The following is a 25,712-nucleotide window of genomic DNA, read 5'->3' as shown; positions in this document are numbered from 1 at the left end:
TCGGCCACTCGACTTGGCGGACCTGTACATCATCATCGGCCAAGGAACGTCGCTGATGGCTTCTACCGCCTTCGACCTCGGGCACTGGAACGAGTCGGCGGCCCTGGCCAGGGCAGCGACCCAGTACGCCGACCTGGCCGGACACGCCTCGTTAAAGGCATGGACGTACGGCCTGCAAATGACGCTGGCGAACTGGCGCAACGAGCCGGACGCAGCCCTTAGCTACTTCGCTCGGGCGATGCGGGCGGCACCGGAGGGTGAGCCACGACTGAGGCTGCGCTACATCGCGTCTCGCTCTCACGCCCTCCTTGGCGACTCTGCATCGGTTGCCGCTGTCCTTGAAGCGGCTCGGCGAGACAGGGACTCGGCGGAGAGCCAGCCCGACGAACTTTCGACCTCTATTGGCGGGGAGTTCGCCTTCGGAGACGCGCGGGCCGCAGCTTGCGCCGCTGCCGCGTGGCTTGATCTCTGCAACGGTGAGCAGGCCGCGAAGTACGCCCGAGATGCACTACGGGTGTACGAGTCGCTGCCAGCGGCCCGCCAGCCGTACTCACAGATCAACGGCACGCACATCGACGTAGCCGCGGCGCACCTCTACATGCGAGACAAGGACGGCGCGGCGGAGACGCTGCGTACCGTCTTGGACCTGCCGCCTCAGAAGCGCAACGTCTCCCTGACCGGTCGGCTCTCACGGATCGAGCGGCTACTCGGCGAGGCGCCATGGAACGGCGACGCGGAAGCGGGCCAGCTCGCCGAGCGCATCTCGGTGTGGCTGTCGGAAACCTCAGCCCGTCCGCTCACCTGACCGTCGCCAGGCGTCTAACACCTGTGCTTCCTTCTCTCGGCTGATCCCAATCTCGGCGGCTCGATCGTGGGCGCTGACCTCGCCGCTCTCCACCATCCACCGCCAGGTGTCGCGCACCGTTTCGGCCAGCGGCCGGCACCGAAGCCCGGCGGCCTGCGCGGCGCTCGTCTCGACTCGCCACACGCCGTCGAAGGTGCGCCACAGCGGTAGCTCCGACCACTGACGTACGCCGTACCTCAGCAGGGCGTCATCCGGAATCCAGGTGAAGGACGGATCGGATCGAGTGACATGGGCGCACTCCGTCAGCATGTCGCCGAAGGTCGCGCCGTTCACCGGGGCGCAGACGTTGAACGGGCCGGACAGGTGCTCGGTGATGGCGTGCAGCGTGAACGCGGCCAAGTCGCGTACGTCGACCGGCTGGATCGTGCGATCGGGCGAGCCTGGCGCCAGCACCTCGCCACCGGCAGCCACACGGCGTAGCCACCAAGGCAGGCGGCCGACGTACTCACGGGGGCCGAGCACCACGCCGGGACGCAGGATCGTCGTGCGGTCCACTCCGAACGCAGCGACCGCCGCTGCCTCGCTTCCGGCCTTCTGGTAGCCGTACTGGGTGGGTCCGTCCTCAATATCAGTGCCGTAGTCCGGGCTGGCGTCCGGCGGGCAGTAGAGCACATCGGAGTGCTCGCTGAGCGGCTTCGCCGGCCAGTCCTGATAGACGCTGACTGACGACACGAAGACGTAGTAGCCGGAAACGGGCGCAAGCGCACGGGCCACGGCGAGGGTGTTGGCCGGGACGTACCCAGAGGTGTCGACCACTGCATCCCAGGATCCAGCAGCAGCTAGGCGAGCGATATCTTCCGGGCGAGTGCGGTCTCCCCGAACGGGCCGCGCAGCCTTTAGGAACGGATCGGAGGTGCCCCGGTTGAACGTGGTCACCTCCCAGCCTGCGTCGATCGCGGCCTTGACGATCGCATGTCCCACGAACCAGGTTCCGCCGAGTACCAGCAAATGCATGGAACCATCATGCCGACTGCGGTGGCTCGGCAACCTGGCCGGTCGTCCTTAGCACCTACGCGCGTCGGGCGTGGCCACCGTACCTAACAGTCTGCCGCATCGGCGACCCGAGGCGGGATTCTCAGTTCAACTATTGAGGACTGTTATTAGCCTTCTGGCTCGGGATGAGCTTCTTCAATTCCTCCAGTAGTGCCGGCAGGCCATGTTCGGTAGATGGATTATCGTAGTCTTTATCTGTAGCCTCTGTCGATGAGAGTGGCGGAGCGGCGCCGAAAATCCTCGATCCGAGCAGGCGGAGCATTTCCTGCTTGGAGGTGGCGTCTAGGGCATCGGTGAATGCCTTTACGGTCTTGAGTTGCACGGCTGTCAGATTTGCTTCCGCCTCGGCGTTCCTATGGTAGCTGGCTTGCCTGGCAGCATAGACTGCGAAGGCGAAGATTGGTAGAGCGACTGTTATGCGTGCAAATTCGTGGATTGTAAGTGTTGCGTCGGCGGTTCGGTTGACGGCGAACCATCCGACGATGGCGGCGGCGCTTGAGGCTGCGATTAGCAGTGAGTTCCAGAGAACGTAGCGAAGTCGCTCCTGCTGGGCTCTCTCTTGGTAGAAGGATGCAACCTCGCTGTTGGCGGTTATGCCTGCCGCTTCTTGGGCGTCTTCTGCGATTTGCACAACCTCACGGTGGAGTTTGCGGAATGACTCTTGTTCCTTGAGGCGTCCGAGGGCCAAATTGGCCGATTGAATCAACTCGCGTTTGAAGTCGCGTTCTCGCCGCTCCCTGCTGTTTGGGCTCGCCGCAGCCTGCCACTGGGCAAAAACGTCGCCGAGGCACCAAATAATGCTGAGCAAAGCATCTAGGACTTCAGGCTTCTCTGCTGTTAGGATCTTCTGTCCTGCCGAGCTGACAGTCGTTTCGAGCGAGGCCATCATCAGCGGGAAATCTGGACTATTGGGGATCAAATCCTCTTCAATAGATATTTGGTTCGTCAACTCCTCAAAAGCGTAGAATGGTTGAATGGTCAGATCTATCAAGCTGCTTCGCTCATCTGCACTGAGATGCGGATTGTGTGTGATACCGAGGTGAACCCTGCCGAACCCGGCACCAATAGACCGCAGTTGTTCATCAAGATCATCCAGTGTGTCCACAGGCTATGTTTGCACGTTGCTTCCGCGCGTCGCCGTCTGACGCTCCGCGCTGTCCCTGCTTCCGCCGGCTGCCCTCCGGGCAGGGCTGATGGTCGCGCGTCGGCCTCGAACAACGCTTATAACCCCCTCTGCTGCCAGCAGCGCGACTGCGCGGTGGGCGGTACCTACTGAGAGGGCGGTCCGCAGTAACTTGATCTGGTCTAATGCATTGCGTCCGGTTGGCGGCCTTCCGGCGGGTTCGCTGTTGTTACAGCACCAGGTCGATCTATGGGATGTGAGTCTTGGTCGTGACTGTGAGGCGGCTGCGGCGTTAGCCCGGTCATGGGTGATCGAAAACCGTATCCCAGTGACGTCAGCGACGAGCAGTGGGAGCTGATTGGACCGTTTCTGCAGGCGTGGAAGGCCAAGCCGGGTCGCGGTGTCGGTGTCTGGTCGTGAGGGTGACTACGACCTGCGGGAGATCGTGAACGCGATCTTCTACCAGAATCGGACGGGCTGTCAGTGGACGTACCTGCCGCACGACCTGCCGCCGAAGTCGGCCACCTACTACTACTTCGCCCTGTGGCGCGACGACGGCACCGACCAGGTGATCCACGATCTGCTGCGCTGCCAGGCCAGGGAAAAAGTCGGCCGTCGGGAGGATCCGAGCGCGGTCGTGTTGGACACCCAGTCGATCCGCGCGGCGAACCACGTCCCGGCCGCGACGACCGGCAAAGACGCGGCGAAGAAGGCGTCGGGGCGTAAGCGGGGCCTGGCCGTGGACGCCCTGGGACTGATCATCGCGGTGGTGGTGACCGCGGCGTCGGTCACTGACAACGCCATCGGTATCCGGCTGCTCGACAAGGTCGTCGAACACACTCCGACGGTGAGCCGCGCCTGGGTCGACGCCGGGTTCAAACAGGACCTCGCCCTGCACGGCGCCGTCCTCGGGGTCGACGTCGAGGTCGTCAAACGCTCCGACACCCGTCCCGGGTTCGTACCGATCCGCAGACGGTGGATCGTCGAGCAGGTCAACGGCACCCTGATGCTGCACCGCCGCCTCACACGCGAGTACGAAAGCCGACCCGAATCGGCGGTGTCCCGAACCCTGTGGGCCTCGACGGCGAACATCGTGCGGCGGCTGACCGGAACAGCACACCCTCCTGGCGGCACCGGTGAACCTCCCCACCGTTCTCGACCTGATCACCGAACGGGAGACCACCACACGCCGGCACACCGACCGGCTCCGCGAGCAGATCACCGCGCTGACCGGCGAACTCGCCCGCCTCGACAACGAACTGGCCGACCTGGCGACCACCCGCACCACCCTGCAAACCCTCGCCGCCGCCGAGTTCACCGCCGACGACCCCACCATCGCCAGCGCCCCCTACCAGCAGATCCTGCACATCCTCAGCACCGCACCCACCGGTATGCGCGCCAAAGGCATCTGCCTCGCACTCGGCGTCGAACCCCTACCGAAACACGTCGAAGGCACCCGCGCAAAGCTGAAACGCATGGTCAACCACCACGTCCTCACCGAAGACCAACCCGGCGTGTTCACCCTCAACCCGAAACGGACGTAGTACTGCGAACCGGCCTCTGAGACCCCATGAGTCCTGGCCAGTTCGGCGGTTGCAGGCAGTTGATCTCCGGGGCGGAGTAGACCGGTCGCGATTTGCTGGCGTAGCTTGGTGGCGATTGTCTGGTAAGGGCTACTCGGCACGGCGCGCCGAGGGGGCGTCAAGGGACGTATCGGCATTCGGGCAGCCAATGTGCCAGCGGCCCGCTGGTCCGACTCCGCTAGCCAGGCTGCATAGACCCTGAGCGTCGTTGTTCCACCGCCACCGTGGCCGAGTCGTCCAGCCACCGTCCGCACGTCGACACCCGCGTTGATCAGCTCAGTTGCCGAGTAGTGCCGAAGAGCGTGGATGTGGCTGTCGATCCCAAGTCGGGTGGCTAGCCGGCCGTACCGCTGGGTGATGGTGTCGGGCCGGTAGCCACGGCTGTTGTCCGGCTCGGGGGAGAAGACGTAGTCGGCGGGGTCGGCGTCCGCGTCGAGCTGCGCCAGGCGGTCGAGGTACCGGCTGTGCAACTCGCGCATCACTTCGATCGTCTCCGGGTCAAGCGCTACCCGCCGCTGCTGGTGCGTCTTGGTGTCCTTCTCGCGTAGCTCGCCGTTCTCATCGAGGTAGGCGCTACGGCGGAGCGTCAGCACACCGGCGGCCAGGCCGAGATGGTGCCAACGCAGCGCGCACAGCTCGCCGCGTCGGGCGCCGGTGGTCATGGCGAGCCAGACCAGCGCGCCCCAGTCTGGATCGCGCCACGCCTCGTTGATGATGCGAGCCGCATCGGCAGGGTTCGGTGGCTGAGGGTCGGGGTGCGGTGGCGCGGGCGGTTCGGCCTGGCCGGCGGGGTTGACGGCGATCCAGCGCCACCGGACGCCACGGCTGAGAGCACCACTCAGGATCCAGTGGATCTGGCGGACTGAGGAGGCGCTGAGCGGCTTGCAGACGTGCTGCCGGCATTTCGGGGTGCAGGTGTGCTCGCCCTCCATACGGTGCTTCACGTACGCCTTGCCGCCGCACCAGTCGCGGCAGCGGCGCAGGCTCGCGTAGAACGACTCCAACGTCTCGGCGTCGAGCCGGCCAACCGGCAACTTGCCCAGCACCGGCCGTACGTGCTTGTTGAGCTTGTTCACGTAGCCCATGCGGGTGGTGGCCTCGATGTCCGCCACCTCAAGCCACCGGTCAAGGAGCTGGTCGAGCGTGGCGCGGGTGCGCGGGTTCCGCCGCTCGTCCACCTGGGCCAGCAGCCGCGTACGCGCCTTCTCGGCTTCCTTGGCGGCGGTGCGACCGGCAGGGATCGTCTCGGTCAGGTAGTGCCGCTTGCCGCTGATCGGATCGACACCGGCATAGACCTTCACCCGCAGTGACCCGCTTGGGAGGGTTTCGATCTCGCCGCGCTGGCGCTTGCTGCGTCCGTTCGAGGCTGCCACGGGGCCACCGTAGCTCGCTCGCACCACGAATAGCCCCACGCGAGGCGTTCAGAGGAGGAAAGTTGCTGTGCGCCCGGCAGGATTCGAACCTGCGGCCTTGGGATTAGAAGTCCCCTGCTCTATCCGCTGAGCTACGGGCGCAATGTGGTATCGCGCGAGAAGGGTACCGCCGCCCGGCCCTCGCCCGGTGAAACGGGTGGTCAGGCCGGGCGTAGCGGCCGGGTGTCGGCGAGGATCAGGCGTCCGCGGGGGAGTGGGTCGGCGTCGGGTGTTCCTCCTCGGCCGAGGGTCGGGGCTGCGGCGGGGTCGGGTGAGTCGTCGTCGGTCCGGCGCCGAGGAAGGCGTCGGCCCATCGGCCGACTTCGACGAAGACCTTCTCCCGTACGGCGGGGCCGGAGAGCGTGAGGTCGTGCAGGCCGCCGTCGAAGCGGGACACGGTGACGTGCTGGCCGAGGCGGGGTGCCCAGCGGACCATGTGTTCGACGTCGAGGACGGCGTCGGCCAGGGTCGCCGCGTCCTGCCATTTCGTGCCCCGGAACGACCGGGTCGAGCAGGCGAGCAGCACCGGCACCGGGATGTCCAGGCCGGCGCGCAGCCGCCGCTGGCCGGTGCGGATGGCATCCAGCCAGCCGGCCCGGACAGGGAAGCCGGCAAGTGGCTTCCAGGCCAGGTCGTACGTCCACTCGCCGCGATGGTCGGCGTGCAGGCTCTCGCCGTACACGGTGCCGAGCGAAAAGGGGAGGATGCGGTGCGGCGCCCTGCGGCCCAGGCGGGCGACGGCGGCCGCGAGGGGTCGCCGTACGAACCAGGGGGCGTTGAGGTCGAAGAAGGGACTGTTGAGGAAGAGCCCGTCGACGAGCCCGGCGTCGCGGCGGGCGTCGGCCCACAGGGAGAGGATCAGGCCGCCGGTGGAGTGGCCCATGGCCAGCAGGGTCTCGTGCCCGTCCCGGTCGCGGACGAGCTGTGCGGCGGCGTCCAGCTCGGGGAAGTAGTCGGCGAGGTCACGGCAGAAGTTCGGGGTCTGGTGCGGCAGCAGGCTACGACCGTACTTGCGCAGGTCGAGGGCGTAGAAGTCCCAGCCGCGCGCGGCGAAGAAGTCGGCCACGTGGGTCTGGAAGAAGTAGTCGACGAAGCCGTGCACGTAGAGCACGGCCCGTCCGGTGGGGCGCTCGGCCCGGCGCCGGACCAGCGTCGCCACCACCGGGCCCTCGTCGTCCCGGCCCAGGTCGATGATCTCCCGCTCGTAGGGCGGGCCAAGCACGTCCGGTTCCACCTCGCCGACGGTACGCCGGCTGGCTACCGGGCGGTAGCCCCCGTCCGCCGGCACCCGGCGGACGGGGGCTGTTCGCTGGTCAGTCGCCCACGGCCTCCCGGCCGGACGGCTCCTGCAAGGTCGTGGCCCGCCCCCGATCGGGACCGTACGGCGACACCTGGTCGACCGGCACCGAGCGGTGCTCCCGCCGGGCCGAGGACGAACCGCCCTCGATCGGGCCGTCGCTGTCCTGGACCAGCCGGGTCTCGCCGCTGCGGCGCATCTCGGGCTGCTGCACGTTGGGCATGTCGTTCACCTCCACGGTGGCGTGGCCGGGGCTTGCGTCGCCCCGGCCCGGCGCTCACCTCTCGTCGGTCGTCGTCCCGGCGCCGGCCAACTCGTCGGTTGGCGTGGCGGGGCCGGGCGGTTCGTTGACCCGCAGGTGCTTGTTGTTGCGGGGCTCCTGCCGGGTCTTCGCGTCGTTCAACTGGCGACGCAGGTCGTCGCGGACGTCGTTGAGCGCGGCGTGCAGGTCCTCCTCGGTCGAGGTGGCCACGACCCGTTGCCGGCCGGCGATCCAGCACTCCAGGGTGACCTTCTGGCCCTTGGCCTCCCGGTCCTTCACCGACAACTCCATGTCGGTGGCGTCGGCGTGAAAGCCGGCCAGGCGGGCGTCGAGCGTGGCGAACTGCTCGACGATGCGGTTCCGCTCCCGGTCGGAGAAGCCCGCACCCAGCCTGAGGCACGTGGCCACGGTGGCGGGGTTCTGCACGGCGCTCATCGCCGCACCTGCCCGGTGGGGCGGGCGGAACGGGTGACGGTCATCATCATGATCGCTGACCTTTCGTTCGACGTCGTGCTCACGCGTGCGGTTGTAGGGATCCCTACCCAGGTCGGCTCCGTCCGGAACGTGACCATTTCCGCTTCCTATTGATCATCGATGGCCGGTCGCCCGGCGGGCAGGGGCGATCGGCCTACCACATCAGGACCTTGATCAGGCGTTTGTCCACAGCTGGTCCGGTCGTCCACAGGTGCCACCTGCTGGGCTGTTCGGGGCGGCCGCAAGACCGCAGGCTCGGTGGCGAGTCGACTCGCCGATGCCAGGCCCCGGACCCCTCAAGGAGGGACGATGTTCGATACCTACATGACGATTGTCGGAAATGTTCTGACTGCGCCGGAATGGCGCCGCACCGCCCAGAGCAACACCCTGGTGGCCAACTTCAAGGTCGCCTCAACGGCTCGACGCCTCGACCGGGACAGCGGACGCTGGGTCGACGGCAACAGCCTGCGGGTACGCGTCAACTGCTGGCGCAAGCTCGCCGAGGGAGTCGCCGCCTCGGTGATGGTCGGCGACCCGGTGGTGGTCTGCGGCCGGCTCTACACCCGTGACTGGGTCGACGACGCCGGCAACCACCGCACCCTGTACGAGCTGGAGGCCGTCGCGGTCGGCCACGACCTGTCCCGGGGACGGGGAAGGTTCCTGCGCAACCGGCCCACCCTGGCCACCAGCGCGGTCTCCGACGCCGACGCGGAGCGGCGGGTGCAGGGAGAGCCGACCGAGCCGGTTCCGGATGACGAGGCGCCCGCCCGGTTCGACCACCGCCCGGTCGACGACGACTTCGAACTGGCCGACATGTCCGGCTTCGGGGCTGGTTCGGCCGGCGAACGTCACCCTGGTCGGCCCGGTGCCTTCGACCCAGGCTCGACGGTCGGCTTCGACCCGGGCTCGGCGGTCAGGTCCGACTCGACGCCCGGCTCCGAGACGTCGAGCGACGACCACCTCTCGCCGGAGTTCGACGACTTCGCCGACGCGGGCGAAGGCGTCGCCGACGAACTGGCTCCGGTGCCCGCCGACGCCACCGCGACCGAGTCCGAGCTGGCGGTGCGCCCGGAGGAATCGGGGGCGGGCGATGCCGCGACCGGGCGTGGTCGTCGAGGGCGCGGCCGGCTGCCACAGCCCGTCTGACATCCCGGAAGCTCGCCGGCGACGATTGGTGACCGGGCACCCCGCCCGACGGTGTACGGCTCGCCGATCGGCCCCCGGTGCCGAGGTGACCGGGTCTCGGCGACGGGCCCGGTCACCCATCGGCCGACGTGGCGCCACCGGGTACGGCCGCGGCGTGGGCGGGCTCCGCCGGGCACGATCCGGGCGGCACGACTCGGCTAGGGCTGACCGCCCGGGGTGACATGCCGTGCGACACGCGGGTGCTGTGGCGAACGCGACGGGACTGGTCGCGGGCTACGCGCTGGACGCGCTGTTCGGTGACCCGCGCAGAGGGCACCCGGTGGCCGGATTCGGCCGGGCCGCCGCCGCCCTGGAACGTCGCCTCTACCGCCCGGAACGGCTGGCCGGCGCGATCTTCACCGCGCTCTGTGTGGGCGCGCCGGTGGCGATGGGGGTGGCTGCCACGGTGGGCACCCGGCGTCGGCCGGCGGCCCGCGCCGTGCTCGTCGCCGCCGGCACCTGGGCGGTGCTGGCGGGCGCAGCCTGCGCCACGAGGCGAAGACGATGGGCCGGTCGTTGCGCGGCGGCGACCTGCCGGCGGCCCGACAGCGGCTCGGGCATCTCTGTGGGCGGGACCCGTCGACGCTCGACGAGCCCGAGATCGCGCGCGCGACGGTGGAGTCGGTGGCGGAGAACACCTCCGACGCGGTGGTCGCCCCGCTGGTCTGGGGTGCGGTCGCCGGGCTGCCCGGCCTGCTCGGCTACCGCGCGGCGAACACTCTCGACGCGATGGTGGGCCACCGCAATGTTCGGTACGCCCGGTTCGGCACCCCGGCTGCCCGCCTGGACGACCTGCTCAACCTGGTGCCGGCCCGGCTGACCGGGCTGCTGACCGTGGCGCTGGCGCCGGCCGGCAAGGGCGACTGGGCCCGGGCCTGGCGGGTGTGGCGGCGGGACCGCGACGACCATCCCAGCCCCAACGCCGGGCAGTGCGAGGCGGCGATGGCCGGCGCGTTGGGCGTACGGCTGGGCGGGCGCAACGTGTACTTCGGTCGCGTGGAGGTGCGTCCGTTCCTCGGTGACGGGCCACGTCCCGAGGCACGGCACCTGGCGCGGGCCGCCCGCATCTCCCGGGCGGTCGGGCTGGCGACCCTCGGTCTCGCGGTGGCGTACCCGTTGACCGCGGGTCGCCTGGTGGCTGCCGCCGCCCGCCGGGCCGGTCCGCTGGCCGGCAACGCGGCTCGGCGGGTGGGGCGACGGTGAGCGGTGGGCTGCTGGTGGCCGGGACGACCTCGGATGCCGGCAAGAGTGTGCTCACCGCCGGCATCTGCCGGTGGCTGCACCGGCGAGGCGTGAAGGTGGCGCCCTTCAAGGCGCAGAACATGTCGAACAACTCCGCCGTGGTGCTCGGGCCGGACGGCCGGGGCGGCGAGATCGGCCGCGCCCAGGCGATGCAGGCGGCGGCCTGCGGGCTCGCGCCGGACCTGAGATTCAACCCGGTGCTGCTCAAGCCGGGCAGCGACCTGGCCAGCCAGGTGGTACTGCTCGGTGAGGCGGTCGACACGATCACCGCCGGCACCTTCCGGACCCTGCGCCCCCGGCTTGCCGAGACCGCGTACGCGGCCCTGGCCGAGCTGCGCTCGGAGTACGACGTGGTGATCTGTGAGGGCGCCGGCAGCCCGGCGGAGATCAACTTGCGCGACGGCGACTACGTGAACATGGGGCTGGCCCGGCACGCGCGGTTGCCCACGATCGTCGTCGGTGACATCGACCGGGGCGGTGTGTTCGCCGCGATGTTCGGCACCCTCGCCCTGCTCGACCCCGCCGACCAGGCCCTCGTCGCCGGCTTCGTGGTCAACAAGTTCCGCGGCGACCGGGGTCTGCTCGCCCCCGGGCTGGAGATGCTGCGGCAGCTCACCGGACGCCCGACGTATGGGGTGCTGCCCTGGGCGCTGGACCTGTGGCTCGACGCGGAGGACTCCCTCGCCTACGGCCGGGTGCTCGGTCGCCCGGCCGCCCCGCACGGCACCGACTGGCTCGACGTGGCCGTGCTGCGGCTGCCCCGGATCAGCAACGCCACCGACGTCGAGGCGCTGGCGACCGAGCCAGGGGTGCGGGTACGCCTGACCGTCGAGCCGGCCGAACTCGCCGCCGCCGACCTGGTGGTGCTGCCCGGCTCGAAGTCGACAGTGGCGGATCTGGCCTGGCTGCGCGAGACGGGCCTCGCCGACGCCGTCACGGCGCACGTGGCGGCGAACCGTCCGGTGCTCGGCATCTGCGGCGGCTACCAGATGCTGGCCCGCGTCATCCACGACCCGGTGGAGAGCCGGCAGGGCACGGTGCCCGGTCTCGGCCTGCTCCCCATCGAGATCACCTTCGATCGCGGCAAGACGGTCCGGCCGGCGGTGGGCAGCGCCGAGGGCGACCTTCCGGTCCACGGCTACGAGATCCACCACGGTCACGTCTCGACCGCCGACCCCCGGTTGGTCCCGTTGCTGCGGTACACCGGTGGCGCCGACGAGGGTGCCATGCACGGCGTCGTGCACGGTACCCACTGGCACGGCACGTTCGAGTCCGACGAGTTCCGTCGCTGGTTCCTCACCCGGGCGGCCCGCCTCGCCGGACGTACCGGCTTCCGGGTCGCGCCGGACACCTCCTTCGCCGCCGCCCGGGAACGCAATCTCGACCTGCTCGGCGATCTGGTCGAGGAGCACCTGGACACCGACGCCCTGTGGCGACTCGTCGAGGACGGTCCCCCGACCGACCTACCGTTCGTTCCACCCGGCGCTCCGCCGGGCTGATCCGCACCGCGTAGTCATGGCAGGATCTCGCCGTGACGTTGCTCGTTCGTCGGCGCCGGCCCGCTGTGCTGCCGTCGGTGTTGCTTGCCGCTCTGCTGGCCGGTTGCGCCAGCTCGCCATCCGAACCGGTTGCCCCGCCAGCGCCGCAGACCGGGTACCACCTGGTCGAGGAGTTGTGCGCGCAACTGGACCCGCAGCCGTTGGTGGCTTTGAACGGCGGCACCCCGAAGACACGTGAGTGGCCGCCCCGGCCGGACCGGCGCATGAGCAAGTGCACGCTCGGGGCGAGCCGACGGGACCCGGTCTCCATGCACGTCCTCACCGTCTCCGTGTCGCTCGCCGAATCCCCGGAGCGAGCCCGGGAAGGACTGCCCCGGCAACCGAAGCCGCAGGCTCGTGGCACCTGGCACGAGGTGCCGCAACTTGGTGACGGCGCCTGGGTATGGATCCTGCCGGTCGACCAGGGGTTGGAGATTCTCGATCTTCCCGAACCGGTGGCGGCACGTCATGCGACGCTGCACGTGGCACGCGGCGAGGTGTCCGTGATGCTCGATCTAATGTCCACGGCAACCGAGGTGCCCGACGAGGACGAGGCGGAAGCGTTGCTGGTCACCTACGCGGAGGAGGCGCTGTCGTTGATGGCGGCCTGAGCGCATCCTCGTGCGGGCCGCATCCGGCTCAGTAACGGACGTCGGCGGGTTGGTCGGAGAAGGGCAGGCCGGCCGACCGCCACGCCTCCACTCCGCCGATCATGTCGGTCGCCCGGTGCAGGCCCAGGGCGCGCAGGCTCGCGGCGGCGAGGCTGGAGCTGTACCCCTGCCGGCACATCACCACGATCTCAAGGTCGTACCCGGTGGCCTCGGGGATCCGCCAGTCGCTGGCCGGGTCGAGTCGCCACTCCAGCACCGTCCGGTCGATCACGATGACGCCGGGCAGGTCGCCCTGTTCCCGACGCTGCGCGTCGGTGCGCGTGTCGATCAGGAGTGCACCACGGCTCGCGGCCTGCACCGTCTCCTGCGGGGTCAACCGGGTCATGCCCGCGCGGGCCTGTTCCAGCAACGCCTCGACGCCGGGACTCATCACGGAATGGGACACGCCACGAGCATGCCGCCCGGCGCCCGGGCGTGCGATCCGAAGTGGCCCGGGACAACCCGATCGGTAACGTCGGTGTCCGTGGTGGTGGTCTTCGAGGCGTACGCCGGACTGGCCCGACGGGTGTTGGCGGGGCCGGCCCGGCTGGGGCGTACCCGGTTGGTGGCCGTCGACGGGCCCAGCGGCGCCGGCAAGACGGTCTTCGCGGCCCGTCTGGCCGATGCCCTCGCCGGTGCGACGCCCGAAGCGACCCGGCCACCGGTGGTGCACACCGACGACCTGCTCGACGGGTGGGACGACCAGCTCACCTTCTGGGAGCGGCTGGAGGAGCAGGTGCTGACGCCGGTACGCGCCGAGCGGCCTGGCGCCTACCGGCGGTACAGCTGGGTACGCCGGCGTTTCCTGCCCACGCCGGTGCCGGTGCCGGTCGCGCCGGTGCTGATCGTGGAGGGGGTCAGCGCGGCCCGGACGGCCGCCGTGGCGAGCCTGACCCTGGCGGTCTTCGTCACCGCCCCACAGCCGCTGCGGCTGGACCGGGCGGTGGCCCGCGACGGCCCGGCGATCCTGCCGGAGCTGCGTCGTTGGCACGTCACCGAACGCGCCCACTTCGCCGCCGACGGCACCGAGGCCCGCGCCGACCTGGTCGTCGAGGGCGCACCGGTCCTGCCGCACGCCGCCGAGCGCTACTACTGCCGACGCGGCTGACTACACCGACCGGACCGCCTGCTGACTCCGGTCGCGCCACGGTGCTCGGTCGCGCCGCGGTGCGCCGGCCTGTCGCTCCGGGTTTGCGATGGTGCTCCGAACCAGCCACGCCCGCAGCGCCGTCGGGTAAGGCCGGAATACGATGCCGGTCATGACCACACCGATCATGACCGAGTCCGACCTGCGGGAGGCCGTCGCGCGGGAGTTGCCCGGCGTACGGGCCGATCTGGAGCGCCTCGTCCGCATTCCCGGCATCGCCTTCGACGGCTTCGACCACGCGCACGTGGAGCGCTCCGCCGAGGCGGTGGCCGAGTTGCTGCGCGGCTGCGGCCTCGACGTGGAGGTGGCGCGGGCCGGTGGTCAGCCCGCCGTCATCGGCCGTCGGGCGGCGCCGCCCGGTGCCCCGACGGTGATGCTCTACGCCCACCACGACGTGCAGCCGATCGGCGACCCCACGTTGTGGGAGTCCGACCCGTTCGAGCCGGTGGAGCGCGACGGCCGGCTGTACGGGCGGGGTGCCGCCGACGACAAGGCCGGCATCATGGCGCACGTCGCGGCGCTACGCGCGTTCGGCGACCGGCTGCCGGTCGGCGTGGTCGTGTTCGTCGAGGGGGAGGAGGAGTACGGCTCCGACTCCCTGGAGCGGCTGCTCGCCGAGCACCGGGACAAGCTCACCGCCGACGTCATCGTGATCGCCGACTCGACCAACTGGGATGTCGGCGTACCAGCGCTGACCACGTCGTTGCGCGGCATCGTCAACTGCTTCGTGGAGGTGCGCACACTGGACCACGCCGTGCACAGCGGCATGTTCGGCGGTGCCGTCCCGGACGCGCTCACCACCCTGGTCCGGCTGCTCGCCACGCTGCACGACGACGCCGGCAACGTGGCGGTGGCCGACCTGGTCGGCCGGGAGGCGGCCCGCGTCGACTACCCCGAGGACCGGTTCCGCGCCGAGGCCGGGCTGGCCGACGGCGTGCGGCTGTTCGGCACCGGCCGGATCACCGACCGGCTGTGGACCAAGCCGGCGCTCGCCGTGCTCGGCATCGACGCCCCGGCCACCGGCGAGGCGCCGAACGCGCTGGTTCCGGCGGCCAAGGCCAAGCTCAGCGTACGGCTGGCGCCGGGCGACGAACCGAAGCGCGCGTACGCGGCGCTCCGCGCCCATCTGGAGCGGCACGCACCGTGGGGCGCACAGGTCGAGGTGACCTTCGAGCACGACGGTGCCCCCTGCGTCATCGACGCCAGCGGCCCGATGTTCGACGCGGCCCGATCGGCCTTCCGGACCGCGTGGGACGGCACCGACGCGGTGGAGATCGGGGTCGGTGGCTCCATTCCGTTCATCGCCACCTTCCAGGAGATGTTCCCGCAGGCGGCGATCCTGGTGACGGGGGTGGAGGACCCGCACGCCCGTGCCCACGGACCGAACGAGAGCCTGCACCTCGGCGAGTTCGCCCGGGTCTGCCTCGCCGAGGCGTTGTTGCTGGCCGGAGTGGCTGAGGTGGGTCGCGGGTGAACCCGTAACTTCGCACCGCCGGTAGCCGTTTCCGGTGTGTCGGACGCGGGGCTGTTGTAGCCTCTCGAACATGCGTACGAACGAGGTTCTGGCCCGCCTGGAGGCCGCCGTCATCGCTCTGGGGGACGTCGACGTCTCCGCGTGGCCCGAGGACACGCTGAAGGAACAGCTCGGCGAACTGTCCGCCGCGCTGGTCGCCCTGGATGCGTCGCTGTCGCGCATCGCCGACGGTGTCCGCGCCCGGGGGCTGCGGATCGAGGAACCGGTGCCGGCCTGACGTCGGCGACCGCCGGGTGGTGGGGTGGCCGTCGGGACCACGGAGAAAGGTCGCGCCGGTCGGGTCCGTCCGCAGGTGGCGCCGGTTGTCGGTGGTGGCTGGCAGGATGAGGTCGTGCGGTTCCTGGACCTGGCTGCCACCTCCGCGGCCGTCGGCGCCACCAGCGGTCGGCGGGCCAAGGTGGAGCTGCTCGCCGATGCCCTGCGGCGGCTCGACCCGCCCGAGGTGGCGGCGGGCTCCGGTTGGCTCGCCGGCGAGCTGCGCCAGCGGCAGACCGGGGTCGGCTGGGCCAGCCTGCGCGACCTGCCACCGCCGGCGACCGAACCGACGCTCAGCGTGTCGGCGGTGGACGCCGCGATCGACGAGATCGCGGCCGTGCACGGCGCGGGCTCGCAGGCTCGCCGTCGGGCCCTGGTGCACGCCCTCTACGCGGCTGCCACCGCCGACGAGCAACGCCTGCTGACCGGCCTGTTCTCGGCGAGCTGCGGCACGGTGCCCAGGCCGGGCTGCTCGCCGACGCGATCGCCCGGGCCGCCGAGGTGCCCGTCGCCGTCGTACGCCGGGCGCTGCTGCTCGCCGGCGACCTGCGGGCGGTGGCGGTGGCCGCTCTCGGCGGCGGGGCGAGCGCGCTTGCCGAGTTCGGTCTCCGGGTGGGCCGGCCCCTGGCGCCGATGCTGGCGCAGAGCGCGTCCACCGTCGACGAGGCGCTCGCCGCCACCGGGGTGCCCGCCGTGGTCGACGTGAAGCTCGACGGCATCCGCATCCAGGTGCACCGCAGTGGTTCCGACATCGCCGTCTTCTCCCGCAGCCTCGACGAGATCACCACCCGGGTGCCCGAGGTGGTCGCCGCCGTGCGTGCCCTGCCCGCCCGGGAGATCGTCCTCGACGGGGAGGCCATCGGGCTGGACGCCGCCGGCCGGCCGCTGCCGTTCCAGCAGACGTCCAGTGCCGTTGCGCGCCGGGCCGGGTCCGCCGGTCCCGCCGCCGGGGCACCGGTCGCACCGGCGGTGCGCGCCGCCGCCGAACGGACCGGTGCGACCGTGCTCACGCCGTACTTCTTCGACCTGCTGCACCTCGACGGGGTGGATCTGATCGACCTGCCGGGCCGGGAGCGGTGGGCGGCGCTGCGCGGCACGGCCGACGCGTCGCTGCTGGTCGGGCGGATGGAGGTGGACGACCCGGAGCAGGCCGGCGAAGCCTTCGCCGCCGCACTGGACGCAGGCCAGGAGGGCGTGGTGGTCAAGGCGCCCGGCGCGCCCTACGACGCCGGCCGGCGCGGCGCCGCCTGGGTCAAGGTGAAGCCCCGGCACACCCTCGACCTGGTCGTGCTCGCCGTGGAGTGGGGCAGTGGCCGACGCACCGGGTGGTTGTCGAACCTGCACCTGGGCGCCCGTGACCCGGGCACCGGCGGGTTCGTGATGCTCGGCAAGACCTTCAAGGGGCTCACCGACGAGCTGCTGCGCTGGCAGACCGAACGCTTCCTCGGGCTCGCCGTGGACCGTGGCGACTGGGTCGTCCGGGTCCGACCCGAGCAGGTCGTGGAGATCGCGTTCGACGGCGTGCAGAGCAGTTCGCGCTATCCCGGCGGGGTGGCCCTGCGGTTCGCCCGGGTGGTCCGCTACCGGGACGACAAGACCGCTGCCGAGGCCGACACCATCGACGCCGTCCGGGCGATCCACGCGGGCCGCCCACCCGGCTGAGTGGTCAGGTGACGGCGGGGGTGCCGGAGTCGGCGGCCCGGTCGCGGGGGCGTTCATCGACCACGCCGGCGAGCCGGCGGGCCTCGCGGCGAGCGATCCAGCCGTAGCCGACCAGGGTCATCGCCGCGAAGATCCACCACTGGACGACGTAGCCGAGGTTCTGCCAGTTGTTGGTGTGGCCGATCGACACCGCCCGGAACGTCGGGTCGGCGGCCGGAGTCTGCTCGTCGAGAAGGACGTACGCGCCGTGCACCGGGTAGGGCAGCTCGCCGGCGAGCTGAGGCACGGACACCCGACGACTCTCCAGGCGGCCCTCGCGGCGGGACACCTTGGCGTCGCCGCTCTCGCTCGCGTGCACCCGACCCTCGACGGTCACCTCACCCGCCGGCGTCGGTGGCACGTCCGGCTGTGCCACCGCCCCGCCGGGGGCGGGCGGGATCCAGCCTCGATCCACCAGGACGGCGGTGCCGTCGGCGAGCAGCAGCGGGGTGACCACCTCGAAGCCGACCCGGCCCTCAGCCGTGCGGCCCCGCACCAGGACGATGTTGTCGGTGTCGTACCGGCCGGTCACGGTGACCCGGGTGAAGGTTCGCTCCTCCGCCGGTGGGGCACCGACGGCGCCCGGGCCGCCAGTCGGCGCGGGCAGCGCCTCGCGCAGCGGCACGGGATCCATCCGCAGGCCGGCGTCGATGCGTTCGTTGATCGCGGTCCGGCCGTGGTAGCGGTCCAGCTGCCAGTTGCCGAGCAGCACCATCACCACGGCGGCGGCCAGGGCCAGCACGAGCAGGCCCAGCCAGCGCGGGGTCAGCAGGAACCGGTACACGCCACGAGGTTACCCGTGTGACCGCCGCCACTGTGCCGAGCCGTCGCGACGTCCGCGCGCCGTTGTCGGCACCGAGCCGCCGCAGGCAGCGGCCCCGACCGGAACTCGGCGCCGGGGACCTCGTCGTGGCGGAGCGTACCCGCGTCGGGGCGGTCCGCCACCGACCGGCTGACCTGGCCCGGACGGGATGGCGGAGGGTGCGTGTACGGCGTCCGGTTCAGCTATCGTCACGCGGGCGGAGCGCGCCGACGGTCGGCACGCCGACCGCTCGCGAGGAGTCGATGATGACCGTCGTGCCGCGTCTGGTGCTCAGTGCCCCCTCCTCGGGACACGGCAAGAACGCGCTGGCGATCGGTCTGCTCGCCGCGCTCGCCGACCGGGGCCTCGACGTGGCCGGCTTCAAGATCGGGCCCGATCAGGTGGATGCGGCGTACCTCGGGCTGGCCAGCGGCCGACCCGGGCGCACCCTGGACCCGCGGCTGGTCGGTGCCGAACGCCTCGCCCCGCTGCTGCTGCACGGTGCGCAGGGCACGGACCTCGCCGTGGTGCAGGGCAGCATGGGTCTGTACGACAGCCTGACCGGCCGGAGCGAGACCGAGTCGACCGCCGCCGTCGCCACCATGCTGCGCAGCCCGGTGGTGCTGGTGGTCGACGTCGCCGCGATGGGCCAGTCGGTGGCCGCCCTGGTACACGGCTTCCGGGCGTACGACGAACAGTTGTGGATCGGTGGCGTGATCCTCAACCGGGTCGCCTCCGCCCGGCACGAGGCGCTGCTGCGTGAGGCGCTCGACGATATCGGCGTGCCGGTCTACGGGGCGCTGCGCCGTCAGGATCTGCCCTCGGTGCTGCCGTCGCGCCGGCACGGCGTGGTGCCGGTGCTCGAAGGCGCCGGTGAGGCCAGCCGGGCGGTACGGCGGTTGGGTGAGGCGGTGACCGCCACGGTCGACCTGGAGCGGCTGCTCGGGCTGGCTCGCTCGGCACCGGCGCTGGGCGTGCCGCAATGGTCGCCGCCGGACACTACCGAGGCCGCCCCGGCCCGGCCCGGCGGCGCCGCTCGTCCGGTCGTGGCGCTGCTCGGCGGACCGGGCGGCAGCTTCAGTCACGCCGAGACGGCCGAGCTGTTGCGGGCCGCGGGTGCGCAGGTGATGACGCTCGACCCGTTCGCCGACGAGGCGCTGCCGGCCGGCACCCGTGCCCTGGTCGTCGGCGGAGCGCTGCCCGAGTCGTACGCGGAGCAGCTCTCCGCCAACCGGCGGCTCTGCATCGCGGTCGCCGAACTGGCTCGCACCGGCCGTCCGGTGGTCGCCGAGGGCGCCGGCCTGCTCTGGCTGGCCCGCGAACTCGACGGGCTGCCGATGTGCGGGGTGATCGACGCGATCGGCAGTCTGCGCGACGGGCTGGTGGTCGGCTACCGGGAGGCGACCGCTCAGGGGGACAGTGTGGTTGCCGCCCGTGGTGAGGTGGTGATCGGGCACAAGGAGCACCGGGCGGTCCTCACCCCCCGGGGCGGGCAACGCCCGGCGTGGAGCTGGCCGGGTGGCGCGCCGGAGGGGTTCATCTGGCGGGGGGTGCACGCCTCCCAACTCGTTCCGCACTGGGCGGCGTACCCACAGATCGCGACGCGGTTGGTGGCCGCCGCTGCGGCCGAGCCGGCCACGGTCCCGGTCGGGCCCGGCGGCGGTGCCCCGGCCGGGCCGGCGGGTGTCGCTCCGGGCGACCCGGCCGATGCGGTGGCGTCCGGGCCGGCCGCCGGGCCGTCGGCCTGAGCATCAGCCGACGATCCGGTCCGACGGTGGGACGAAGTCCCGGACGGGCTTGCCCTTCAGGGCGTCGCGAAGCGTGTTCGACACCGCGGCGATCGGGATCTGCGACTGGCCGTCGCCCACCGCGTTGAAGGGATTGTCGGGGTCGGAGATGAAACTGGCCGCCGCCAGTTCCGGCGTGTAGCCGACGAACCAGGCGGATCGGGTGCTGTCCGTCGTACCGGTCTTACCGGCCACCGGGCGGCCCACCGTGCCGCGCACGCTGTCGGCCGTGGACCAGCCGCCGCAACTGCCCTTGGCCGGAGTGTCGCCGGTGGGGCAACGGGCGGCGTCGGTGGCCGCGCGCGCCGCGTCGGCGCTGACCACCTGGCGGCAGCGTGGCTTGGCGACCTCCCGTTCGATACCGCCGGGTGTGGTGTAGGTGGTCGGGGTGCCATCCCGGTTGTAGATGGCGTTCACCGGCAGCGCCTCGCAGTAACGCCCGTCGGCGGCGACCGCCGCGTAGGCGTTGGCCATCTCCAGCGGAGTGGCGTCGGAGACGCCCAGGGTGAAGGCGCCCCACTTGTTGGCCTTCGCCGGGGAGGCGTGCTCCCGGTCCACGTCGGTACGCCAGCGCAGCCCCAGTTGCTCGGCGAGCCGGACGGCCCGTTCCGCCCCGACCTGCTCCTCCAGCCAGACGAAGTAGGTGTTCACCGACTTGCCGAAGCCGGACCACATGGTCTGCGTGCCGCTCATCGCGCCGCTGGCGTTCGAGGGCTGCCAGCCGTCGTAGACTTCGGAGCGGTAACTGTGCGGCGCGTTGAAGGTGGTGTTCAGTGGCATGCCGGCGTCGAGGGCGGCCAGCATGGGGAACATCTTGAACGTCGATCCGGCCTGGTAACCGGGCAGGTCACCACCGCCCATCAGGGGCGCCACGGTGTTCGGGTAGTTGGCCTTGACCTCCGGCCCGGCCTCCGGGTTGGAGCTGAGCGGATTCTCGTCCAGGTTGAGGGAGTAGGTGCGGTTCACCGCCATCGCCTTGACCCGCCCGGTGCCGGGTTCGGAGACCACGATGCCGTTGGCGAACGGACTGCCGGTGTTCGACTGGGTACCGACGTTCTTCTCCGCCGCCGTCTGGATCTTCGGGTCCATGCTCAGCACGATCCGATAGCCGCCCCGGCGTAGCTTGTCCAACCGCTGGAGCGGGTTCTCACCGAACGCCGGCTGGGCGCTCCACCAGTTCTTCAGGTAGTCGCAGAGGAACCCCCAGCTGTTCCACTTCTCGGGCACGGCCGCGCAGTCGTTGGGCGGATAGGTCAGTCGGAGCCGGATCGGCTCGCCCTTCGCCGCCTGGGCGGAATCCGGTGAGACGTAGCCGAGACGTGCCATGTTGTCCAGCACGTAGTTGCGTCGGGCGGTGGCCTCCTTCTGGTCCGAGCTGGCCGGGTCGTACTGGGAGGGTGACTTCACCAACCCGGCGAGGGTGGCCGCCTCGACGGCGGTCAGTTCCTTGGGGGTCTTCGAGAAGAAGATCTCGCTGGCGGCGTAGATGCCGTACGCGCGGTGCCCGAAGTACGCGGAGTTGAGGTACCGCTCCAGGATGTCCTCCTTGCTCAACTCCTTCTCCAGGTCGACCGCCATGCGCATCTCCTTGATCTTGCGCGTCGGGGTCTGCGCGGTGGCCTCCTGCACCTCCCTGGGGTTGGTGGCGCTGTCGCGCAGCGCCATCCGGACGTACTGCATGGTGAGCGTGGAGGCCCCCTGGGAGACGCCGCTGGAGCGGGCGTTGGCCACGAAGGCCCGGGCGACGCCCTTCGGGTCGACGCCGTGGTGCTGGTAGAAGCGGTTGTCCTCGGCGGCCACGATGGCCTGCTGCATGCTGGGCGAGATGTCCGACAGCTTGGTGTACTGCCGGTACTCCTCGAAGAACATGGTCAGCACGGTCTTGCCGTCGGGCGCGTACAGGTAGGAGGTCTCGGCGGGCAGGGCGGTGGTCAGCAGCCGGGTCTTGCTCTCCACGGCGTGCGCGGTGGCCTTGGCGCCGACGCCGGTCACCGCGACGACCGGGTACGCGGCGGCGGCGACGACGATGCCGGCGATCAGCCCGGCGCGGAGCAGTGGGACGAGACGACCAGCGGCAGCAAGGGGTCGGAAGCTCACACCGCCAAGTTATGACATTTCCGATTCATACATGAGAAATACTCATGAAGTGATGCGTGGTGATGCGGCCCACCCGCCGGGTTGCTGTCCCCCGCGCCGCCTTCCCGGCAGGATCGCGGTCATGCATGGGCAGCTGAGCGCGACACCCACGACGGCGGTCGAACCGGATCTGACCCACCACGGTGACGCCGAGGTCGCCACGGGCCTGGTCGACCTCGCCGTCAACGTGCGACGCGCCCCGCTGCCACCCTGGCTGGCCGGGCCGATCACGCGTCGATGGCCGACCTCGCCGCGTACCCGGACCCGCCCCGGCCCGCGCCGCCGTCGCCGCCCGGCACCGTCGCCCACCGGAGGAGGTGCTGCTTTCACCGCCGGTGCCGCCGAAGGCTTCGTGCGCTGCTCGCCCAGGCGCTGCGCGGGCTACGCCGGCCGGTGGTGGTGCACCCGCAGTTCACCGAGCCGGAGGCCGCGTTGCGGGCAGCCGGACATCCGGTGCAGCGGGTGCTGCTCGACGCGGCGGACGGTTTCCGGCTCCACCCGGATCGGATACCCGCCGACGCCGACCTGGTGATGATCGGCAACCCGACGAATCCCACCTCCGTGCTGCATCCCGCCGCCGACCTCGCCGCGCTCGCCCGCCCCGGTCGGGTCCTCGTGGTCGACGAGGCGTTCGCGGACACCGCCGCCAGGCCCGGCGTGCCCGGCGAACCCGAATCGCTCGCCGCCCGCCGGGACCTGCCGGGACTGCTTGTCGTACGCAGCCTCACCAAGACGTGGGGGCTGGCCGGGCTGCGGATCGGTTACCTGCTCGGCGAGGCCGCGCTGCTGCGCCGACTGGCCGCCGTACAGCCGCTCTGGGCGGTCTCCACCCCGGCGCTGGCGCCGCCTCCGAGGCCTGTGCCCGGGCCCGAGCGGCCCAGGCCGAACGGGCCATCGCCGGGCAGCTCGCGGCCGACCGCGAACATCTGGTCGCCCGGCTGTCGGCCCTGCCCGAAGTACGCGTGGCCAGCCGTCCGACCAACGCCTTCGTGCTGGTGCGGATCTCGGCGCTGACCGGATCCGGGAGCTGCTGCGGGCGCGTGGCTGGGCGGTGCGCCGGGGCGGCACGTTTCCCGGACTCGGTCCGGACTAACGGATCGCAGTTCGGGATCGGGCGACCACCGATGCTTTCACCACGGTGCTGGCCGAGATCATGGAGGCATGATGCTGGAGAACACCATCGCGGCCGTCGGCCCGCTCGACGAGGCGGCGATGACCGCAGCTGCAGCAGCTGCAGAGCGCGCCTGACCAAGCCCGCCGGTTCGCTCGGCGCCTTGGAGGAGCTGTCCGTACGCCTCGCCGGCCTGGCCGGCAGCTGCCCGCCACCGGTGCCCGACCGGGCGGCGGTGGCGATCTTCGCCGGTGATCATGGCGTGCACGCCCAGCGGGTCAGTCCCTGGCCGCAGGAGGTCACCGGGCAGATGGTGGGTAACTTCCTGGCCGGTGGAGCGGTGGTCAACGCCTTCGCCCGGCAGGCGGGCGCCTCGGTGACCGTGATCGACGTCGGGGTGGCGGCCCCGCTGCCGGTGGCCGACGTCGACCGCCCGGACGGTGCCGGTGCCCTGCACGGCGCACCGGAACCGGTGGTGCCCCGGCTGGTGAACGCACCGGTCCGGCGCGGTACCCAGGACATGACCGTCACCGCCGCGATGACCCGGCAGGAGGCACGGGCGGCGGTCGAGGTCGGCATCGGCGTCGCCGGGGATTTGGTCGACGCCGGTGCCGGAATCCTGCTGACCGGTGACATGGGGATCGCCAACACCACCCCGGCCGCCGCCCTGATCGCCGCCTTCACCGGAGCCGACGCCGCCGAGGTCACCGGCCGGGGGACCGGCGTCGACGACCCGACCTACCAGCACAAGATCGAGGTGGTCCGGGCCGCGCTGCGCCGGCACGACCCCGACCCGGCGGATCCGCTCGGTGTGCTGGCCGCAGTCGGTGGGCTGGAACACGCCGCCCTGGCCGGGTTCGTGCTCGGTGCCGCCGCGCGCCGCGTACCGGTGTTGCTGACGGGGTGATCTGGCACTCCGCCGCGGCTCCAACGCACCTTCCACGCCCGGACTCGTGGCGGCTTTGCGGTCGCCGGTCACCATGCCCGCCGAGCTCGGCGCGACCGTCGCGCTGCGCCGGCTCGGTTCACCTCCGATCGACCTCGCACATTCCGGTGGCTCGGCGGTACCAGCGTTGCTGGCTCTCCCCGTGGTCACCGGCGCGGTCCGGGTGCTGCGAATGAGGTGGCCACCTTCTTCGACTCCGCCGGGGTGGCCGAGTGAAGTGAGCGAGCGAACCTCTGAACTCGCCGCGAGATGCCGGGCACGTCCGGTGCGCGGAACGAGGCGGGTCGAGCGACTGGCGCCCTGGGCGCCGCCCCAGGTCGGGCGGGCAGCAGCGTGAGCACCAACGCGTACCCCCTGGGGCTCCGGCCCGCTGGACTTCGCGTGGTGGTGGGTGGGCGGGGACGCAGGTGGCCACGCGGCGGGTCCCGGCGCTGCCTGACGCGGGCGCTGGTCGCCAGACGCCGGAGATCACCCCGGCGTTGCGCGCGTCTGACGCTGGCGTAGCTGCGCTGGGCGTCAACGCCGGTTCGCCCCGACGACCTCAACGGCGCCTGGCTGGTGCAGGTCGCCATCGACGACCCGATCGCCGCCGCGGAGCCGCCGCTCGCCGCCCAACAGCGGATCTTCTGTGGTACGCGCCGACGACCGGCACGCGGCGACGGCTCCGGGACCCCGGCCGTGACCCGGTACGGCCCGGTCACCGTCGCGGTGCACGGCGGCGGCGACCCCCATCGCGCGGTGAGCGTCCGCGACGCCATCCGTACCCTCCTGCAACACGAGAGGAAGCCGCTGGACCTGGCCGAGCCGGCGACCCCTGCGAACCGTCCCGCTGACGGTGGTGGCCGCACCGGCCGGGTCGCCCTGGTGGGCGCCGGACCCGGTGACCCGGAACTGATCACCCTCCGTGGGTGGCGGCTGCTCAACGAGGCCGACGTGGTGGTCGCCGACCGGCTGGTGCCCGGACTGCTCCTGGACGAGCTGCGCTCGGGCGTCGAACTGGTGGACGCCTCCAAGATCCCCTACGGCCCGTCCCGGACGCAGGAGGAGATCAACCGGATTCTGGTGGACCGGGCATCGGCGGGTGCCTTCGTGGTCCGGCTCAAGGGCGGTGACCCGTACGTCTTCGGCCGGGGTGGCGAGGAGCTGCTGGCCTGCGCGGCGGCCGGAGTACCGGTCACCGTGGTGCCCGGAGTGACCAGCTCGATCGCCGCACCGGCTGCGGCGGGCATTCCGGTCACCCACCGATCGGTGGCACACGAGTTCACCGTCGTGTCCGGGCACGTCGCGCCGGAATCGCCGGACTCACTGGTCCGCTGGGAGGCGCTGGCCGGTCTACGCGGCACGCTGGTGATCCTGATGGGCCTGAAGAACCTACCGTTGATCGCCAGCACGCTGCTGGCGCACGGACGGGCAGCCGGTACGCCGGCCGCGGTGATCCAGGAGGCCACCACCGGCGGTCAGCGGATCGTCCGCTCGACGCTCGGCGAAGTGGCCGAGGCGGTGACCGCTGCGGGGTTGCGTCCGCCGGCGGTGGTCGTGGTCGGTGACGTGGTATCGGCGCTGGGGTCGGCTGGGCTGGACTGAGCGTTTGCTCTGGGGTTTCCAGCTTGTTGGGTGGTTGCGGTGGGGCTGACCGCGTCCGGCTCCTGGGTGGTTGCGGTGGGGCTGA

General features: G+C 71.2%; 17 protein-coding genes, 1 tRNA gene and 6 pseudogenes. 14 read left to right on the top strand and 10 right to left on the bottom strand.

Going from position 1 to position 25,712, the window contains the following annotated elements:
- Positions 1 to 13: 13 nt before the first annotated feature.
- Positions 14 to 805, top strand: coding sequence for a hypothetical protein (locus ENC19_RS13095; protein ID WP_235944773.1), 792 nt, complete (start codon positions 14 to 16; stop codon positions 803 to 805).
- Here ENC19_RS13095 and ENC19_RS13090 read toward each other — a convergent pair.
- A complete protein-coding gene (locus ENC19_RS13090) occupies positions 785 to 1,819 on the bottom strand; it encodes an NAD-dependent epimerase/dehydratase family protein (protein ID WP_164447900.1) in 1,035 nt (344 codons plus the stop codon). The two genes, ENC19_RS13095 and ENC19_RS13090, sit on opposite strands and share 21 nt — an antisense overlap.
- Positions 1,820 to 1,949: 130 nt before the next feature.
- The gene (locus ENC19_RS13085; RefSeq protein WP_164447472.1) at positions 1,950 to 2,963 is read right to left on the bottom strand and encodes a hypothetical protein; all 1,014 of its coding nucleotides are present in this window, start codon (positions 2,961 to 2,963) and stop codon (positions 1,950 to 1,952) included.
- A gap of 321 nt (positions 2,964 to 3,284) precedes the next feature.
- Between ENC19_RS13085 and ENC19_RS13080 the strand changes: the two are divergent.
- Positions 3,285 to 4,121, top strand: a pseudogene (locus ENC19_RS13080) (IS5 family transposase).
- A gap of 208 nt (positions 4,122 to 4,329) precedes the next feature.
- Here ENC19_RS13080 and ENC19_RS13075 read toward each other — a convergent pair.
- The 5 genes from ENC19_RS13075 to ENC19_RS13055 all read right to left on the bottom strand — a co-directional run bounded on the left by ENC19_RS13075 (position 4,330) and on the right by ENC19_RS13055 (position 7,970).
- Complete coding sequence (locus tag ENC19_RS13075; protein WP_309246319.1) at positions 4,330 to 5,937, bottom strand: tyrosine-type recombinase/integrase; 1,608 nt, start codon at positions 5,935 to 5,937, stop codon at positions 4,330 to 4,332.
- Between the two features lie 68 nt (positions 5,938 to 6,005).
- A tRNA-Arg gene (locus tag ENC19_RS13070) sits at positions 6,006 to 6,078 on the bottom strand.
- Between the two features lie 94 nt (positions 6,079 to 6,172).
- Positions 6,173 to 7,210 carry an alpha/beta hydrolase gene (locus tag ENC19_RS13065; RefSeq protein ID WP_164447471.1) on the bottom strand — a complete coding sequence of 346 codons (1,038 nt, stop codon included), beginning with the start codon at positions 7,208 to 7,210 and terminating at the stop codon, positions 6,173 to 6,175.
- A gap of 79 nt (positions 7,211 to 7,289) precedes the next feature.
- Complete coding sequence (locus ENC19_RS13060; RefSeq protein ID WP_164447470.1) at positions 7,290 to 7,496, bottom strand: hypothetical protein; 207 nt, start codon at positions 7,494 to 7,496, stop codon at positions 7,290 to 7,292.
- Between the two features lie 54 nt (positions 7,497 to 7,550).
- The gene (locus ENC19_RS13055; protein ID WP_164447469.1) at positions 7,551 to 7,970 is read right to left on the bottom strand and encodes an HPF/RaiA family ribosome-associated protein; all 420 of its coding nucleotides are present in this window, start codon (positions 7,968 to 7,970) and stop codon (positions 7,551 to 7,553) included.
- A gap of 348 nt (positions 7,971 to 8,318) precedes the next feature.
- On the opposite strand from ENC19_RS13055, the gene ENC19_RS13050 reads away from it, so the two are divergent.
- The 4 genes and pseudogenes from ENC19_RS13050 to ENC19_RS13035 all read left to right on the top strand — a co-directional run bounded on the left by ENC19_RS13050 (position 8,319) and on the right by ENC19_RS13035 (position 12,585).
- On the top strand, positions 8,319 to 9,155 hold the full coding sequence (locus ENC19_RS13050) for a single-stranded DNA-binding protein (protein WP_164447468.1): 837 nt from the start codon (positions 8,319 to 8,321) through the stop codon (positions 9,153 to 9,155).
- 226 nt (positions 9,156 to 9,381) lie between these two features.
- Positions 9,382 to 10,397 (top strand): annotated as a pseudogene (locus ENC19_RS13045) (cobalamin biosynthesis protein).
- Positions 10,394 to 11,935 (top strand): cobyric acid synthase, encoded by a 1,542-nt coding sequence (locus ENC19_RS13040; RefSeq protein WP_164447467.1) that lies wholly within the window; start codon positions 10,394 to 10,396, stop codon positions 11,933 to 11,935. Before ENC19_RS13045 ends, ENC19_RS13040 begins: the two are co-directional and overlap by 4 nt.
- Positions 11,936 to 11,967: 32 nt before the next feature.
- Complete coding sequence (locus tag ENC19_RS13035) at positions 11,968 to 12,585, top strand: hypothetical protein (protein ID WP_164447466.1); 618 nt, start codon at positions 11,968 to 11,970, stop codon at positions 12,583 to 12,585.
- A 28-nt stretch (positions 12,586 to 12,613) separates the two neighbouring features.
- On the opposite strand, the gene ENC19_RS13030 is transcribed toward ENC19_RS13035, so the two are convergent.
- Positions 12,614 to 13,015: a rhodanese-like domain-containing protein gene (locus tag ENC19_RS13030; protein WP_164447898.1), complete on the bottom strand. Its 402-nt coding sequence runs from the start codon at positions 13,013 to 13,015 to the stop codon at positions 12,614 to 12,616.
- Positions 13,016 to 13,108: 93 nt separating this feature from the next.
- Between ENC19_RS13030 and ENC19_RS13025 the strand changes: the two genes are divergently transcribed.
- From ENC19_RS13025 to ENC19_RS13010, 4 genes and pseudogenes are all read left to right on the top strand, one after another.
- Positions 13,109 to 13,732 carry a uridine kinase family protein gene (locus ENC19_RS13025; RefSeq protein WP_164447899.1) on the top strand — a complete coding sequence of 208 codons (624 nt, stop codon included), beginning with the start codon at positions 13,109 to 13,111 and terminating at the stop codon, positions 13,730 to 13,732.
- 166 nt (positions 13,733 to 13,898) lie between these two features.
- Positions 13,899 to 15,245 (top strand): dipeptidase, encoded by a 1,347-nt coding sequence (locus tag ENC19_RS13020; protein ID WP_208020901.1) that lies wholly within the window; start codon positions 13,899 to 13,901, stop codon positions 15,243 to 15,245.
- A 70-nt stretch (positions 15,246 to 15,315) separates the two neighbouring features.
- Complete coding sequence (locus ENC19_RS13015; RefSeq protein ID WP_093410448.1) at positions 15,316 to 15,522, top strand: hypothetical protein; 207 nt, start codon at positions 15,316 to 15,318, stop codon at positions 15,520 to 15,522.
- 114 nt (positions 15,523 to 15,636) lie between these two features.
- Positions 15,637 to 17,222 (top strand): annotated as a pseudogene (locus ENC19_RS13010) (ATP-dependent DNA ligase).
- Between the two features lie 4 nt (positions 17,223 to 17,226).
- Here the strand turns inward: ENC19_RS13010 and ENC19_RS13005 are convergent.
- The gene (locus ENC19_RS13005; protein WP_164447464.1) at positions 17,227 to 18,045 is read right to left on the bottom strand and encodes an SURF1 family cytochrome oxidase biogenesis protein; all 819 of its coding nucleotides are present in this window, start codon (positions 18,043 to 18,045) and stop codon (positions 17,227 to 17,229) included.
- 284 nt (positions 18,046 to 18,329) lie between these two features.
- On the opposite strand from ENC19_RS13005, the gene ENC19_RS13000 reads away from it, so the two are divergent.
- A complete protein-coding gene (locus tag ENC19_RS13000) occupies positions 18,330 to 19,811 on the top strand; it encodes a cobyrinate a,c-diamide synthase (protein ID WP_164447463.1) in 1,482 nt (493 codons plus the stop codon).
- A gap of 3 nt (positions 19,812 to 19,814) precedes the next feature.
- Here the strand turns inward: ENC19_RS13000 and ENC19_RS12995 are convergent, their stop codons facing one another.
- Complete coding sequence (locus ENC19_RS12995; RefSeq protein ID WP_164447462.1) at positions 19,815 to 21,947, bottom strand: transglycosylase domain-containing protein; 2,133 nt, start codon at positions 21,945 to 21,947, stop codon at positions 19,815 to 19,817.
- A 121-nt stretch (positions 21,948 to 22,068) separates the two neighbouring features.
- Here ENC19_RS12995 and cobC point away from each other — a divergent pair.
- The 3 pseudogenes from cobC (at position 22,069) to cobA (ending at position 25,627) form a co-directional block, all read left to right on the top strand.
- Positions 22,069 to 23,151 (top strand): annotated as a pseudogene (gene cobC, locus ENC19_RS12990) (Rv2231c family pyridoxal phosphate-dependent protein CobC).
- Positions 23,151 to 24,259 (top strand): annotated as a pseudogene (gene cobT, locus ENC19_RS12985) (nicotinate-nucleotide--dimethylbenzimidazole phosphoribosyltransferase). The pseudogenes cobC and cobT overlap by 1 nt, the downstream one beginning before the upstream one ends.
- Positions 24,260 to 24,376: 117 nt before the next feature.
- Positions 24,377 to 25,627 (top strand): annotated as a pseudogene (cobA, locus tag ENC19_RS12980) (uroporphyrinogen-III C-methyltransferase).
- Positions 25,628 to 25,712 lie beyond the last annotated feature (85 nt).

This window comes from Verrucosispora sioxanthis (assembly GCF_010560025.1).
Lineage (GTDB): Bacteria > Actinomycetota > Actinomycetes > Mycobacteriales > Micromonosporaceae > Micromonospora > Micromonospora palythoicola.
Note: the sequence above shows the minus strand (reverse complement) of the source record. Positions and strands in the feature narration are given on the sequence as shown.